The following is a 15734-nucleotide window of genomic DNA, read 5'->3' as shown; positions in this document are numbered from 1 at the left end:
GCCACCATCCCGCCAGACCGGTCAATGCGTCGATCAGGCAGCCAGTCCACGCTCGTTCAGGAGCATGCCGACGCGCACCATGCGCACGGCATCTTCCGCCGCACGCACCAGCAGTTTCGGCGCTGCATTGATGGCGTCGTCGAGGGTGCACGGCGCCTTCAGGATTGAGGCGAAGGCATCGATGCCGTGGTCGAAGTTGAGGGTCACGCCCTTGCCGATGGTGCCGGCGAGCGCGATGACCGGGCGCCCTGCGTCCTTGGCCCTATGGCCGACCTCGGCCGGCACCTTGCCGAACGGCGTCTGCCCGTCGAGGCTGCCCTCTGCGGTGATCACCAGGTCGGCCCTGCCGATCATGCTATCGAGATCGAGATAGCGCATGACGATGTCGTAGCGCGGATGCAGTGCGCCGCCGAGCAGCCCCATGACCGCCGCGCCGAGGCCGCCGGACGCGCCTGCTCCCGGTGCGTCGCCGACCGCAATGCCGGTCGTCGCCTGAATGGCCGCGGCATAGGTCTCCATCGCTGCCGCGAGCAGTTCCACCTGCTCCGGCGTCGCGCCCTTCTGCGGCCCGAAGACGCGGGCGACGCCGCGTTCGCCGAGCAGCACATTGTGCCAGTTGACGGCCGCGTCGATGCGAACCTCGGCAAGACGCGGATCGCGACCGGACATATCGATGCTTGCCAGCGAGGCAAGCGCCGCACCGCCGGGCGCGAGCGGATTGCCATCGCTGTCGAGCAGCTTCACGCCCAAGGCCGCGGCCATGCCGGCGCCGCCATCGTTGATGCCGCTGTCGCCGCAGCCCAGCAGGATACGGCGGGCACCGGCGTCGAGCGCCGCCCGGATGAGCTCCCCGACACCGTAGCTGGTGGTGATGCAGGGGTTGCGGCGGTCGCGCGGCACCAGCCGCAGACCGGCGGCCGCCGCCATTTCGATGATGGCCGTGCGTTCGGACTGACCACCGAGGAAACCGAAATGTGAGGCGACGGGCTCGCCGAGCGGACCGGTGACATCAAGTTCATGCAGGCTGCCGCCGGTAATCGCGACGAGCGCCTTGGTGAAACCTTCACCGCCGTCAACCATGGGCACCTTGAGAACCTCGGCATTCGGGCAGGCGCGCAGCACGCCCTTCTCGATGCAATCGGCAGCTTCTTCCGCCGACAGGCTTTCCTTGAAACCGGACGGTGCAACCAGAATGGTAAGTGACATGTGACAATCTCCTTGCACTTTTGTGACAATGCGGATGCAAGGGAGAAACGGCGGCTCGCGACGTTTATTCCGCCCGAAATGCAGAATTCTTTCTTTTGCGGAAAGAAAAACAAAAGAGCCGAAGCGAACGACGCTGCGGCTCAAAAGATATCTATATATCAGATGTTTATCGTTACATCGCCAAGCCGATTGCCGGCCAGATCACAAGGGCGAAAAGGGCAAGCAGCGCGATGAACGGGAGCGCCAGCATCAAGGCCAGACGCAGCAGATCGGAAGGGCTGAAAGCCGGCGGCTCCATGCCTCCGAACAGCGCCACGGGTTTGGCCGAAACCATCAGCGTCTGGCAGAAACCACTACCTATAGCTGTAACCATGATGAGGCTGGCGGGGCTGACCCCGAAGCCTGCCAGCGGCAGCGCCACGGCCGGAATGAGCACCGTCGCCCGCGCCGTTCGCGAGGCAACGACGATATGGGCAAAGGTCGCGACCGCGATGGCAAGAAGCACGACCAGCCACGCCGGCGGCTCGCCGATCTGGCCGAAGGCGCCGATCAGGCGATCGGCAAGCTCGGTCGCCGTTCCGGTCGACAGCAGCGCTTCGCCGATGACGAGCGTGCCGGCAAGAAACAGAAGCAGGTTCCACTCCACACCTTTCAGCGCCTTGCGGAACGGCATGCCGGAGATCTTTTCCGACGCAAGGACAAGAGCGCCGACGAGTGCCACCACCGGCAGCGCGATGCCGTGCAGGTCCGAGGTCGCGAGTGCTGCGACGATCGCCGCGGTGACAGCGAGGATTGCCTTGTCGCGCGTCGAAAACGGACGCTTCTCCGCCGGCGCGGCCGGCAGGTCGAGGCGCCAGTTCCGATCGGTATCGTCGAGGAAGAAACGCAGGATCAGGCTGCAGGCAATCAGGCTCGTCAGCAGCGCGAAGGGTGCTGCAAGCAAGGCCCAGCCGAGGAAGCCCGGTGCTTCGCCACCGCTGCGGCGAATGAAATCGACGGCGACGAGATGGGCGCCGGCGCCAGTCAGCGAAGCGGCCGCCGATAGCAGGATCACCGACGGAAACAGCAGCGCCAAAGCGCGGGTGATGCCGGGACGGCCGATGGTCGAGGCGAGCCCCAGGAAGACGGGCATGAAAATGGCCGCCCGTGCCGAGGTCGAGGGAATGACGAAAGCCGTCACGAAGATCGTCAGCGTCACTACCCAGAACAGTCGGTTGACGTCGCGGAAACGGGCGAGCAGCCGGAAAGCGAGCCGCTCGACGAGGCCCGATGCCTGCAACACCGCCGCAATCACCGAAGCCGCCATCATCAGCCAGACGATGTCGTTGCCGAGCGCGGCGTAAACCGCCTCCTCGCCGACGGCACCGGTCACGGCCAAGGCCGCCGCCCCGGCAAGCGCCACCGGCGTTTCCGGCAGGTCGAAGATCGTCCAGCAGATCAGCGTCGTCGCAAACACCATCAGCGAAAGGCGCATCGGCAGCGTCAGGCCGTCAGCCGCGAGAAAGATCAGGACGGCGGCAAAGGCGACGAGCATTACGCCGACGAGCAGGCGCACCTGGCTCACCGGCATATGGCCGTCAATGCGTTCGGCTACCGCCGCGTTCAGGGTGACAAGGTCTTTTTCCGAAGCGATCACCGGGCTGATGGTCATAGCTACGCTCCCTTTTTGCTGGCCGACGCTCGCAAGCGGCAACCGCGCCGCACGAAGCCATCAGGCTGATGTCGTGGGAGGGCAAACGGAGCCCTGGGCGATTTATTCCCCCGCTCCAGAATTTTTTCGGCTTTCTTGCCCTATGTCCGAAATGAGCGAGATCAATGCCGGTCCGTCTGACCGGCAGAGACTGATGCTTGGATGACCTCTTTAAAAAGGAGAGTTTGATGTTGATCAGGGAAATGTCGCGGCAGGAATGCATCGACCTCGTCGCCGAGAACCATATCGCTCGTCTTGGATGCGCCCGGGATGGTCGGCCCTATGTCGTCCCCGTCCAGTATGCTTTTGCCGCCAACAGGCTCTACGGGTTTTCGATGCCCGGACAGAAGATCGACTGGATGCGAGCCAATCCCCGTGTCTGCATTCAGCTGGACACGGTAACGGACCGGCAGGCCTGGCGAAGTGTCGTCATCTACGGCCGCTATCAGGAACTGCCGGATACGAAACAATGGCACCGAGAGCGCTTGAACGCCTGGGCGTTTCTCGAACAGCGCGTGAACTGGTGGGAACCGGGCGGCCTGAAGCCTGGCGACCAGGTGATTGCCGGCGCCTCGCCGCATCTCTTCTTCGAAATCGAGATCGACGAGGTGACCGGACGGGCAGCGTCCGTGGGTTGACGGCCGTCGGCGCGCAGTTAGATCGCTGCGCGCCCGGCCCTGCCGATCAATGGGCCATGAGCACGGGAACCACGGCGTTTTCGAGCATCGAGCGGGTGACCCCGCCAAAGACGCGTTCGCGCATTCTGGAGTGGCCATAGGCGCCCATGACGATCAGATCGGCCGCCACGTCGGAAGCGAACCGATTGATCACGTCATCGACCCTATGCCCGCCGCTCGGCAGCCGCTCGACGGAAACCGAAACGCCGTGCCGGGCAAGGTAACCGGCAATATCGGCGCCCGGTTCCTCGCCGTTCTTGCCATAGGCCGAACGCGGGTCGACCATCGTCACGTGCACGGTCCTGGCCCCCTTCAGAAGGTCGAGCGCTTCACGCACGGCACGGGCCGCTTCCAGCCGGGAGTTCCAGGCAAGCACGACCGTCTTCGGATCAAGCCGCGCCGGCTTGCCCTTGGGCAGGACGAGGACCGGTCGGGCGGAGTTGAACAGCGTCCCGTCGATGGTGCGCGACCGTAGCTCCGGGTCCAGCATCAGGCCGTCGCCGACCAGCGTCAGGTCGGCATAGCGGGCGCGCTCGCCGATCTCGTCATCCGCCCAGGCGGCTTCGGTGTATTTCGTCTCGACGCTGAACGAGATGCCTTCCCGGGTGAGAATGTCGGTTGCACGCGCCACGCAGGATTCGAGCTTGTCGACTTCGCGCTGACGTTCGTTCAGCCAGTCAATCGAGATGGCGGCGGCAAAATCGCCGATCGGTGGAGAAGCGGCGAGCTTGACGATCAACAGGCAGAGGTGAGCGTTTGCCGAGGCGCAGACCTGTGCCGCGGCACGCAGATCGTCTGCAGAATGATCGACGCCGACGACGGCGAGAATGGTCTTGTATGTCATCGCGTTTCCTCCTCGCGACCGGACCTAAGGACTGGGTGAGCCTAGGCAGATGCGCGCGCGGCGACATTGATCCCCGTCAACCGGGATCATGGAGGAAAGCGTATAATTTTGGGGGCTCTACGCGCACAGCTGTACGCCGGCGGCCCTCGTTGCTGGCGGGGCGGCGAAGACGGTCATCGCCTCCGCCGCCCAATTGCTCCGCAAACTCGGCCCACCGCCCCGATCGCGCGGGCGCCGAGCATCAGTCGTCAGGCACCCCGGCGTGCCACGACCGGCACGTAATGTTCCAGTTCCGGCGCCGGGAAGTTGAGCGTCGCATTGATTTCTGCCGACCGGTAAAGGCCCATCAGCATCTCGACGACGGCAAGCCCGTCCTCGAAGGTCTCGAGCGGCTTTTCGCCCTTGCGGAAGCACTCCACCATATGGCGGTTCTCATCCGTGTAGCCATAGACGCCGGCCTCGTCCTCGAGCACCGGCATCAGGCCCTGTTCGGCGTTCTGCTTCTCGACGAGGTCCTCGCCTTCGGACCCCTTGACCTCGCGCGACATGAAGATCTTAAGGCCGGTTGAGAGCGAATTGTATTCGAGCGCATATTCCGGACCGAGCAGTTCGAGCTGGATGCGAAGTCCAGCGCCGACATAGGCCCAGGAGGTGGTCGCCTCGATCATCAGCTCGTTGCCGTCCTGATCTTCGAGCGTCACCGTGGCGCGGGCGAAGTCTTCGGACGGCCGGTTGCGATAATCGACCTCGCTGCCGAAGCGGTTGCGCAGCTGCTCCGCATAGTGCGGCCGCGTCCATTTGAGATTGGCGACCGTGCCGTTCACCGCCTTGATCTTCAGCGAATTGCGCGGTGCGCCGGGTGCCGTCAGCAGGTAGCGCGCCACCTCGACACTGTGGCACATCATGTCCGAAAGCACGCCGCCGCCCTGCTTGTCGCCCTGCCAGAACCAGGGCTCGTGCGGGCCGGAATGTTCCTCGGCCGCGCGCGCGAGATAGGGACGGCCGGTGGTGGACGCCGCACGCCGCCAGATGATTTCCTTGCCGCGCAGCACCGGCGTGCAGAAAACCTGGTTTTCGAGATAACCGTGGTTGAGGCCGGCATCTTCGGCAAGCGACACCATCTCGCGGGCTTCGGCGACGGTGCGCGCCAGCGGCTTTTCGCAGGCAACGGCAAAGATCCTGCTGCGACCGTCCTTGACCGCCTTGTGCAGCGAACGCATGACGTCGATGCGGGTGTAGTTGGGCGAGAGGATCCAGACGGCGTCGACATCGTCGGCGCTCAGCAGCGCTTCCAGGCTTTCATGGGTGCGGCAGGTTCCGAGACCGAGGGACGCGACTTCGTTTGCAAACTTCTCCCGGTTTTCAGCCTTGCGGCTGAAGACACCGGTGACCTCGACATTGCGCACGCCGATCATCGACTTCAGGTGGAAATGGGCGATGAAGCCCGATCCGACGAAACCCACGCGCAGCGTCTGCTTCGGTAGCTGTGTCATTCTCTTCTCCCATTGATCGAGTGTGATAACGGCGGGATGCGGGACGTGCGGAAACCACGTGCGTTCATCCCGCTCCGGCTATTTTCGCGGCGGTGCGGTGCTGCCACGGATGTTGAGCGTCGTCGGCAGGACGATGGCCGGCTCTGCGCCGACGTCGCCATCCGAGAGAACGTTGAGAAGCTGGGACATCGCCGTGCGGCCGATGTCGGCGCGCGGCTGGCTGACGGTCGTCAGCGGCGGATAGAAGGCTTTGCTGAGATAGAGATCGTCGAAGCCGACGACCGAGACGTCGCTCGGAACATCGCGGCCGAGCCGCCGCAGCGCATGGATGGCGCCATAGGCCATCTCGTCGTTGGCGGCGAAGATCGCCGTCGGCGGTTCCGGCAGCGCGAAAAGCTCCGCGGCGCGGGCCTCGCCGCTTTCGAGCAGGTAATCGCCGCGAACCTCGTACCCCTCGGGAATATCAAGGCCGGCGGCCTTCATCGCGACCCGGTAGCCGTCACGGCGATGGACCGCCATGACCTCCGGCAGCGGACCGGCGATATGGGCGATGCGGCGATGACCGAGCGCGATCAGATGTTCGACCGCAGTCTGAGCCGCGGCCACATTGTCGATCTGCACATGCGGGAAACCCGATCCCTCGATCATTTCCAGCGCGATAACAACAGGCAGATGCGAGAGATCGGCACTTTCACCCGGCTGCGGTGGCGGCAGCTTGCCGGTCATCAGGATCATGCCGTCGGCATGGCCGTCGCGAAGCATGTTGAAATACTCGACCTCGCGGTCCGGGTCGTTCTCGGTGTTGCCCATGAGGACGGCGTAGCCGGCTTCACGGGCCGTCGCTTCCACGCCCTTGAGGATTTCGAGATAGAAGGGGTTGCCGACGTCGCGCACGACGAGCAGCACCGACATGGAGCGGCGGGTCCGCAAGTTGCGGGCGCTGACATTCGGGCGATAGTTGAGCTCGCGCGCCAGCGCGTTGACGCGCTTGCGTGTCTCGTCGGTCACCAGCGACGAGCCGCTCAGCGCCCGCGAGACGGTCGCGACCGAGACTCCGGCGCGTTCTGCGATATCCTTGATCTTCGGCCGCTCGCTCATGCGCGCATCGCCCTCCCGCGGCCATAGAACAGCATGAGCAGTAGCAGGGTGGCGCCGAACACCATCTGACGCCCGGATTCGTCGATGTTCACCGTCGTCAGGATGCCCTGAAGGATGACAAGCAGCAGCGCGCCAGCCATGGTGCCCGTGTAGCCGCCCTTGCCGCCGGCAAGCGACGTGCCGCCGAAGACGACGGCGATGATCGATGAGAGCATGTATTGCTCGCCGACATTGGCGAAGGACGAGCCGGAGTAACCGAGCAGGCAGAGCCCGGCGATCGCGGCGAACATGCCCGAGATCATGAAGAGACCGATGCGCATGAGCCGAACCGGCACGCCGGCCATATAGGCCGCGTGATCATTGGAGCCGATCGCGTAGATCCGATGACCGAAGACGGTGCGGTTCAGCATGAAGGCCATGAACAGGCCGATCGCGACCCAGAGCCAGATGATGCCGGGAATGCCGAGCGCAATCGGCTGGGTCACGAAGGCGGAGAGGCCGGGCGCGGCGCGGCCCGAAGGGATGCCCTGGCGAATGACCACCAGGAGGCCCTGCAGCACGCCGAGCATGCCGAGCGTCATCACCAGCGGCGGGATGCGCAGAAGCGTGACGCCGAGACCGTTCAAAAGTCCGAAGACGGCGCCGGCTGCGAGGCAGGCAAGCACGGCCGGCAGGATGCCGCCATCGGCACCGTTCATGACATTGCCAGCAATGATCGCCGAGAGCGACACGACGCCGCCGACGGAGAGATCGATGCCCTCGCGGCCGCCGAGAATGACGACATTCTGGCCGGCAGCGACGATGCCGAGCAGCGAGGCGACGATCAAGAGCCGCAGGATCTGGTCGGCCGAGGCAAAGCCCGGCGAGAGGCTTTGGCCGAGAACAAGCAGCGCGACGATGAGGATGAGCGCCACGACCAGCGGCCGTTTGAAGAAGGCGAAAACCGAACTCATACGCGTGCCCTCCGGCCGGCGAGCACGCCCGCCATCAGGACGATCAGAATGGCGAGGCCCTGGACGAAGTTCTGCCATTCCGACGGCGTGCCCATGAAGAAGACCAGCGAATTGACGAGGCCGATCGTCAGCGCGCCGAGGAGCGAGCCGACCACCGTCGTCCAGCCCCCGGCAAGCGCACTGCCGCCGAGCACGACGGCGGCGACGCTATAGAGCGTCATCTTGCCGCCGACGAGCGGATCGCCGCTCGCCGTATCGCCCGTCAGGCAGAAGGCGGCGAGGGCAGAGAACAGGCCGCAAAGCAGGTAGCCCTTGATGCGGACCGCGACGACCGGAAGCCCCGTCTGATAGGCCGCCTGCTGGTCGTCGCCAACGGCCAGAAGTTCAGTGACGATGCGGGTGCGCGACAACAGAAAGAGCAGGATCGCGAGGGCCGCGAGCACGTAGAAGACGAAGGGCAGGCCGAGCAGCCGTCCGCCATAGGTGCGCCAGAAGATTGTCGGCGCCGGCGTGCCGGCGACGGGCATGACATAGAGCGCCAGGCCGGTGAAGAAGATGCTGGTCGCAAAGGTTGCGACGATCGCCTGCAGCCGAAGGGCCGCAACGACCAGTCCGTTGACCAGCCCGCAGGCAAGACCGATGAGGAGCCCAAGCGTCAGCGCAAGCAGTACCGCGCCTGCGCCGCCGCCCCAGCGCTCCATCAGCACGACGATTGCGACATTGACCAGCGACAGCGTCGCACCGGCGGAAAGGTCGATGTCGCCGGCGGAGACGACATAGGTCTGGGCGATCGCGAGCATGACCAGCGCCATGTAGGTGCTGAGCAGGCCCGCTAGAGAGCGGAAGCTGAGGCTGTTGGGCGAAAAGAGGCCGTTCAGCGCCAGAAGCGCGATGAGGATGACCAGCGCCGGCAGGAACGGGTAACGCTCGAGCCAGGAGCGCAGGCCACCGCTCCTTGGCGTAGAAATGTCTGTGGCGATCGATGTCATCATGCGGCCTCGTATGCAGCCTGGTAGAGATTGTAGCGGGTGCGATCGACGCCGGTCAGTTCACGCGTCACCGAGCCGCCGTTGAAGACGAGGATGCGGTTGGCATTACCGAGCAGTTCGGCGTCCTCGGACGAATAGAGCAGGATGCCGAGACCCTCGGCCGCAAGCTGCCGGATGAGTGCAAAGAGATCGGCCTTGGCCTGGAGGTCGATGCCCTTGGTCGGATCGTCGAGCAGCAGCACATCGGGACGATCGATCAGCCAGCGGGCGATGATCACCTTCTGCTGGTTGCCGCCGGAGAGCGAATTGATCGGATGGAAGAGGCTCGCAAACTTGGTGTGCATCGCTTCCAGCGCCGGCATCGCCTTGTCCCGAAGGCTTGAGGGTCGCGCAAGCATCAGCCGGTCGCGCAGATAATGGATCGGCGTGACGTTCTCGATGATCGGACGGCCGCTGATGACGCCGTCGCGACCGCGGTCGCCGGAGACATAGGCGCAGCCGCGGCGGATGGCGTCACGCGGGCTTTTGGCTTCGTAGCGTTGGCCACCGATCGTCACCGCGCCGGATGTGACGGTGCCTGCGCCGAATATCGCCCGCAGCAGCGCCGACTGCCCCTGGCCGTGCAGGCCGCCGAGGCCGAGGATCTCGCCCTTTGCAACCTCGAAGCTGACATCGCGAAAGCCCTTGCCCGCGAGGTTGCGAACCGAGATTGCCGCTTGTGCCCCGATTTCCACCACTGCCGGCGCCGAGGATCGCGCCGCCGGCATGTCGCTGGCGCCGCCGACCATCAGCCGGATGACCGTTGCCGGATCGGTCTCGGAGAGCTTGAGCGTCTCGATGGTTTCGCCATCGCGGATGATCGTGACGCGATCGCCGATCGCGGTGATTTCGTCCATGCGGTGGGAGATAAAAATGATGCCGCGCCCCTGCGCCTTCAGATCGCGCAGGATCTCGAAAAAGCGATCGACCTGAGCGCGGTCGAGCGCCGAGGTCGGTTCGTCGAAGATCAGGATCGGCGCTTCGCTGGCGAGCGCCTTCATGATTTCGACCAGTTGCCGCTGGTCGGCGCGCAAGTTGCCGACCAGCGTCTCCGCATAAAATCCTTCGCCAGCGACCTCAGAAAAGAGTGCGATGTAGCGCGCCGCGCGGGCCTTGAGAGCCTGCCGGTCAATGAAGAGGCCCGCCTTCACCGGCAGGGCGGAAAGGCAGATGTTCTCCTCGACCGACCGGTGGCTGGCGAGGCTGAGTTCCTGGTAGAAGATGCCGATGCCGGCGGCGCGCGCGGCCTGCGGCCCGGTGATCGTCACGGCCTTGTCGTTGATCAAGATCTGGCCGCTGTCGGGTCGCACGCTGCCGGCAATGATCTTGCAGAGCGTGCTCTTGCCGGAGCCGTTGGAGCCCATCAGCACATGCACCTCGCCGGCGGCGATCTCGAGATCACCGCGGCGTAGCGCCAGCGTTGCGCCGTAAGCCTTGCTCACGCCGTTCAGTCTCAGTTTCGACATCGGCTGTCGTCCACTTGGTTGTTTGCCGCATCATCAGGGATGCCCGTGTCTCGGGACAGGCTCCACTGCAGCGCTCCTTCACGCCGATCGGCCTTGTTCGCCATCGGCGGCAACGGTCGCCGGACGGCTCAAGACAGGAGCCGCCCGACGAAACCGTGCTTACTTGAACAACGCCGTGGCGTCGTCGATCGAAAGCGCGTTGGTGTAGGAGTAGTAGCCCGGCTTGCCGTCGAGCTGCTTGGCAGCGTCGCCAAGGTTCTTCGAGTCGATGAACGGGATCGGCAGATACATGGCGTTCTTGTACTGACCGGCCGTTGCCGGCTCCTTCAGTTCCTTGCCCTGCAGCATCAGCACCGCGACGTTGAGCGCGCTTGCCATGACGCCGGGCGGGTTGACGGTCGCGCCGGAATTCAGCTTGTCCTTGCTCCAGAGATCGATGAAGTCCTTGCGGATTTCGCCGGTCGCGGCGATCTGGCTGGTCTTGCCCGCATCCATGATCGACTTCCAGGCACCCGCCGCCATGCCATCCTGCACGACGACGCCGTTGATGTCAGGATAGGTCGCAAGGATGTTCTGCATCGCCTGCTGGCCCTGGGCCTGATCCCAGTTGGCGTTGACCTCGTTGACCACCTGCAGATCCGGATAGTCCTTGAAGACACTCTTGTAGCCGGCAACGCGCATCTCGTTGGCCGGGTGGCCGGCAACGCCGTTGATGGCGACCACCTTGCCCTTGCCGCCGAGCGTATCGGCGAGCCACTTGGCGCCGGCCGCACCCCAGGCCGTCTGGTCGATGCCGACATAGGTCGCATCCGGCGAGGAAACCTCGGCGTCCGTCGCGATCACCAGGATGCCGGCTTCCTTCGCCTGGGCGAAGATCGGATCGAAGGCCGTCGGGCTGTTGGGGTTGATGATGATGGCGTTGACGCCCTCGGCGATGAAGTTGCGCACATGCGCGATCTGGCCGGGCACGTCGACATTGGCGCTCTGGACGGAGACTTCGACATCGACGCCCTTCTCCTTCCACTTCGCCGCGGCCTCCTTGGCCTCGTCGATCATCTGCGTGCGCCATTCGCTGCCGACCCAGCCGTTGGACAGGCCGATCTTGAAAGTCTCGGCATTGGCGACAGAAGCGGAAATAGCAATGGTTGCGACAGCGCCAAGCGCTGCGGCGATAAATTTCTTCATCAAATCCTCCCAGATCTTGCGAAAACCATGAAGCCAGAAAATGTAATCGATTTCAATGGGGGTTTTCAGGGAATTTTGTTGGCTCTCGTTTTCCGTCGCCGGGAGGATCAAGGAGATGATGGAGAGCGTGGGCGCAGGCGGAATGGACTTCGGCAAGTCTCTCGCCGAAAGAAGCCAATAGCGCTTGGCTGCCCCTCCCCGCTGTGCGACAGCAAGGGCAGAGGCGTTGACGATTCGTCGTTGCGCCAACTGGAATGAACTGCAGGAATGACGCCATGACACGAAGGCGCTCAGGGATCGATCCCGATGGCCGCCCGAACAGCGGCCCGCCCGTTGCTCAAATCGCAACACTTCGTTGCTCGCCGGCCGGCTAGCCGCAATTTGCCCTCACCGCCTACTCTGAACGCTGGGCAAAGAACAACAACTGGCTCCCAACCAGAGGAGAACATCATGACCGGGAAAACCGGAGCCGCCTCGGGCGCGCTCTATCTCCATATCCTTGTGCTGGCGATCGTCATCGTCTCCGAGCTGATCGGCATTCAGCGCCTGCCGATCGGCATCGGCACCGTCATCTTCCTGCCGATCCTTTACGCCTTCGCGCTCGGCATCGCCTTCAATCCGGCCATTTTCAAGGCGACCGGCAAGTTCCTGTCGCGCGACGCGGTCAAGCTTTCCGGCGCGATGATCACCGTTGCCATCATGCCGTTCATCGCCAAGTTCGGAACGACGGTCGGCCCGCAGATTTCGCAGATCATCGAGGCCGGCCCGGCGCTGGTGCTGCAGGAACTCGGCAATCTCGGCACGATCATGGTCGCCTTCCCGGTCGCAGTGTTTCTTCTCAAGATGGGCCGTGAAGCCGTCGGCGCCACCTATTCGATCGACCGCGAGCCGAACATCGCGCTGATCGCCGACAAATACGGCCTCAACTCGCCGGAAGGTGCCGGCGCCATGGGCGTCTACGCGACTGGCACGCTGATTGGCACCTTCGTCTTCGCCATCATGCCGCCGATCGTGCATGGCCTCGGCATCTTCGACGTGCGCGCGCTCGCCATGTCCTGCGGCGTCGGCTCCGGCTCGATGCTCGCCGCCTGCACCGGTGGCCTTGTCGCCGCCGTGCCGGACCAGAAGGACATCATTCTCGCGCTCGCCGCCGCCAGCAACATCCTGACCTACGCCACCGGGCTTTATGTCGGCATGTTCGTCGCGCTGCCCTTGACGGAGTGGCTCTACAACAAGGCGCGCCCGTCCGAGCGTCGTACCGCAGCCTGATCGGGAGAGAGAACCATGACCAACCAGAACACTTCCGCCAACTACGCCGACGATCTCCCGCTGAACCCGGAGGACGAGCGCAAGCTCGACGTCGTCGGCCATGCGGGCCTGCTGATCATCGCCTGTGCCATCGGCCTCGTCGCCAACTGGGTCGGTACCGGCACCTCGCCGCTCACCGCACTGCCGGGCATGGCGACGCTCTATGCCGCCTGCATCGTCGGCCTGGCGCTCGCCCGCTTCGTGCCCTTCTACCTCCCAAGCGTCGCCTGGGTTTCGCTGATCGCGATCCTCATCACCATCCCGGGCGTTCCGGGTGCAGCCTGGGTCAGTGAGCAGGTCGAGCACCTCAACTTCCTTGCACTGGCGACCCCGGCGCTAGCCTATGGCGGCCTGGCTTTGACCGCGAGCGAATTCGCGATCGCCCGCCGCTCCGGCTGGAAGATCGTCATCGTCGCGATCTGCGTGATGGTCGGCACTTATATGGGCTCGGTCGTCGTCGCCGATCTCTTCCTGCGCCTCGGCCAATAACGCGGGCGCGCAATTCCAGGGAGAACTGCGAAGCGGTTTTCCGTCCGGAACTGTGCAAAAAAGGGTCGGCCGCTCTGCGGCCGGCCATCCCTCTAATGACAGGACGCACGCCATGATACGCCACGACATCAGCCCCGAGCGCATCGAGGAAACGATCCGCTGGCGTCATCACCTGCATGCCCATCCCGAGCTTGCCTTCGAGGAACGCCAGACCGCGGCCTTCATCGCCGGCCGGCTTGCCGAATGGGGCATTGCCGTGAAGGACGGTTATGGCGGCACCGGGGTTGTCGGCACGCTCAGGCGTGGCACATCGAACCGATCGATCGCCATTCGCGCCGATATGGACGCCTTGCCGATCGTCGAGACGAGCGGCGCTGCCTACGCCTCGAAGACGACGGGCAAGATGCACGCCTGCGGCCACGACGGCCACGTCGCCATGCTGCTTGCCGCCGCCCGGCAGGCAAGCGAGATGGATTTCGACGGCACCGTGCACTTCATCTTCCAGCCGGCCGAAGAGGCCGAGGGCGGCGCCCGCGTCATGGTCGCCGACGGCCTCTTCCGCGATTTCCCCGCCGATGCCGTTTATGCGCTGCACAACTGGCCGGCGCTCGACGTCGGCTCGGTGGTTGCCCGCGACGATGCGATGATGGCCGCCTTCGGCGTCTTCGAGATCACTATCACCGGTCGCGGCGCCCATGGAGCGATGCCGCATGAGGGCGCCGACCCGTTGGTCGCGAGCGCCCAGATCGTCACGGCCTTGCAGACAATTGCCAGCCGCAACGTCTCGCCGCTCGAAGCCGCCGTCGTCTCCGTCACGCAGATCCACGGTGGCGACGCCTGGAACGTGATCCCGGAGAAAGCCGTGATCCGCGGCACCACGCGCTGGTTCGACAAGGCGGTAGGCGATACGCTCGAAAGCCGCATGCGCACGCTCGTCACCGCACTCGCGGAGGGCCTCGGCTGCAAGGCCGAACTCGACTATCAGCGCCGCTACCCCGCAACCATCAACGATCCGGCGGCCGCCGCGCTCGCCCGCTCGGTCGCCGCTGCGGACCCTGCCTTGACCGTCGTCGACGCGGCCCCCAGCATGGCGGCGGAAGACTTCGCCTTCATGCTCGACGAACGCCCCGGCTGCTACCTCTGGCTCGGCGCAAGACGCGAAGGCCCTAACCCCGGCCTGCACTCGCCGCACTACGATTTTAACGATGCGATCATCGGCCAGGGCGTAAACCTCTGGACACGCCTGATTGCGACCTCGCTTGGTCGTTGACCCCAAAGGGATTCCGTCGCATCCATGACCACCATGGACGTACTCGACGCGAAAGCGCTCAGGATCTTTATGGCGGTTGCGCGCATCGGCTCGATCCGGGGCGCTGCGGAGCATATGGGGCTGGCGCCATCGGTCGTCAGCCGCCAGATTGCCGACACCGAACGCGACATAGGCCTGTCCCTCTTCGAGCGCACCGCCCGCGGCACGGTTTTGACCGACGCCGGTGAACTGGTGCTCGAACACGGCAAACGGGTGCTCGAGGACAACGGGCTGCTCGCCGAGCAGCTCGACCAGATCCGCGGCGTGCAGCAGACCCGCATCCGCATTCGCTGCGGCGAAGGCTTCATGGCCGATCTGGTGGAGCACGGGCTCTCGTCGTTTTCGAAGGCGCATTCCTATGTGCGCTACATCGTCGAGCTCGGCAGCACCGAAGACGTGGTTGACGCCATCGCCAACAGCGATGCGGATATCGGCATCGCCTACAATCCCCTGACCGAGCCGCGCATCCGGGCGCTGGCGATTGCGCGCCAGCCGCTCTGCGTCATCGTGCCGGCGGGCCATCCGCTGTCAGAGCGCGGCATCCTGAAACTTGCCGATTGCCTCGCCTTCCCCTGCGCCTTGCTCGGCAAGGGCAATGGCGTGACCCAACTGGTGGCGCGCGTGGCGGCCGATGCGGGGCTGGCGCTGGCGCCGTTGCTCGAAACCCATTCGATCGAGGTGCTCCGCCGCTTCGTCGCAGCAAACCTTGGCGTCACCTTCCTCCCGCGCACGTCCGTCACTGTCGAAATCGCGCGCGGCTCCATGCAGGCGATCGACCTCGCCGATCCGCTGCTGAGCGAGGCGAGCGCGCATCTGATGGTGCGGGCGCACCGCCGCCTGCCACTGTCGGTCGAAAAGCTCGGCCAGCACCTTGCACAGGAAATGCAGTCCTTCCGCTCCTAGGCAGCTTCCCGGCCCTATGAACCCGCGTGCCGCTGACGCGCGCCTGCCCCGTCGCCGTTGGCCCTCCAGACGTTGCCACGCCAGC

The 15734-nt window shown here is 64.7% G+C and carries 14 protein-coding genes; 5 read left to right on the top strand and 9 right to left on the bottom strand.

Going from position 1 to position 15734, the window contains the following annotated elements:
* Positions 1-33 precede the first annotated feature (33 nt).
* Positions 34-1206 carry a glycerate kinase gene (locus JVX98_RS06155; RefSeq protein WP_205236158.1) on the bottom strand — a complete coding sequence of 391 codons (1173 nt, stop codon included), beginning with the start codon at positions 1204-1206 and terminating at the stop codon, positions 34-36.
* Between the two features lie 172 nt (positions 1207-1378).
* Positions 1379-2857, bottom strand: coding sequence for an SLC13 family permease (locus tag JVX98_RS06150; protein WP_246764806.1), 1479 nt, complete (start codon positions 2855-2857; stop codon positions 1379-1381).
* A 227-nt stretch (positions 2858-3084) separates the two neighbouring features.
* Here JVX98_RS06150 and JVX98_RS06145 point away from each other — a divergent pair, with 227 nt between their 5' ends.
* Positions 3085-3534 carry a pyridoxamine 5'-phosphate oxidase family protein gene (locus JVX98_RS06145; protein ID WP_205236157.1) on the top strand — a complete coding sequence of 150 codons (450 nt, stop codon included), beginning with the start codon at positions 3085-3087 and terminating at the stop codon, positions 3532-3534.
* Positions 3535-3580: 46 nt separating this feature from the next.
* On the opposite strand, the gene JVX98_RS06140 is transcribed toward JVX98_RS06145, so the two are convergent.
* From JVX98_RS06140 to JVX98_RS06110, 7 genes are all read right to left on the bottom strand, one after another.
* On the bottom strand, positions 3581-4417 hold the full coding sequence (locus tag JVX98_RS06140) for a universal stress protein (RefSeq protein WP_205236156.1): 837 nt from the start codon (positions 4415-4417) through the stop codon (positions 3581-3583).
* A 248-nt stretch (positions 4418-4665) separates the two neighbouring features.
* Positions 4666-5910: a Gfo/Idh/MocA family protein gene (locus tag JVX98_RS06135; RefSeq protein WP_205236155.1), complete on the bottom strand. Its 1245-nt coding sequence runs from the start codon at positions 5908-5910 to the stop codon at positions 4666-4668.
* Between the two features lie 78 nt (positions 5911-5988).
* Complete coding sequence (locus JVX98_RS06130; protein ID WP_205236154.1) at positions 5989-7008, bottom strand: LacI family DNA-binding transcriptional regulator; 1020 nt, start codon at positions 7006-7008, stop codon at positions 5989-5991.
* Positions 7005-7961, bottom strand: a complete 957-nt coding sequence (locus tag JVX98_RS06125; protein WP_192450293.1) for an ABC transporter permease — start codon at positions 7959-7961, stop codon at positions 7005-7007. The genes JVX98_RS06130 and JVX98_RS06125 overlap by 4 nt, the downstream gene beginning before the upstream one ends.
* Positions 7958-8950 carry an ABC transporter permease gene (locus JVX98_RS06120; RefSeq protein WP_192450537.1) on the bottom strand — a complete coding sequence of 331 codons (993 nt, stop codon included), beginning with the start codon at positions 8948-8950 and terminating at the stop codon, positions 7958-7960. Before JVX98_RS06120 ends, JVX98_RS06125 begins: the two co-directional genes overlap by 4 nt.
* Positions 8950-10455 (bottom strand): sugar ABC transporter ATP-binding protein, encoded by a 1506-nt coding sequence (locus JVX98_RS06115; RefSeq protein ID WP_205236153.1) that lies wholly within the window; start codon positions 10453-10455, stop codon positions 8950-8952. Before JVX98_RS06115 ends, JVX98_RS06120 begins: the two co-directional genes overlap by 1 nt.
* A gap of 159 nt (positions 10456-10614) precedes the next feature.
* The gene (locus tag JVX98_RS06110; protein WP_192450289.1) at positions 10615-11640 is read right to left on the bottom strand and encodes an ABC transporter substrate-binding protein; all 1026 of its coding nucleotides are present in this window, start codon (positions 11638-11640) and stop codon (positions 10615-10617) included.
* Positions 11641-12090: 450 nt separating this feature from the next.
* Between JVX98_RS06110 and JVX98_RS06105 the strand changes: the two genes are divergently transcribed.
* From JVX98_RS06105 to JVX98_RS06090, 4 genes are all read left to right on the top strand, one after another.
* On the top strand, positions 12091-12909 hold the full coding sequence (locus JVX98_RS06105) for a DUF3100 domain-containing protein (RefSeq protein WP_192450287.1): 819 nt from the start codon (positions 12091-12093) through the stop codon (positions 12907-12909).
* Between the two features lie 15 nt (positions 12910-12924).
* Positions 12925-13437: a hypothetical protein gene (locus tag JVX98_RS06100; RefSeq protein ID WP_192450285.1), complete on the top strand. Its 513-nt coding sequence runs from the start codon at positions 12925-12927 to the stop codon at positions 13435-13437.
* 112 nt (positions 13438-13549) lie between these two features.
* Entirely contained in the window at positions 13550-14707 is a 1158-nt protein-coding gene (locus tag JVX98_RS06095) for a M20 aminoacylase family protein (RefSeq protein WP_205236152.1), read from the top strand.
* A gap of 24 nt (positions 14708-14731) precedes the next feature.
* Entirely contained in the window at positions 14732-15649 is a 918-nt protein-coding gene (locus JVX98_RS06090; RefSeq protein WP_246764805.1) for a LysR family transcriptional regulator, read from the top strand.
* The last annotated feature ends 85 nt before the right edge of the window (positions 15650-15734 follow it).

The organism is Ensifer sp. PDNC004 (assembly GCF_016919405.1).
GTDB lineage: Bacteria > Pseudomonadota > Alphaproteobacteria > Rhizobiales > Rhizobiaceae > Ensifer.
The sequence above is the reverse complement of the archived record's forward strand: the minus strand, read 5'-3'. Positions and strand labels throughout refer to the sequence as shown.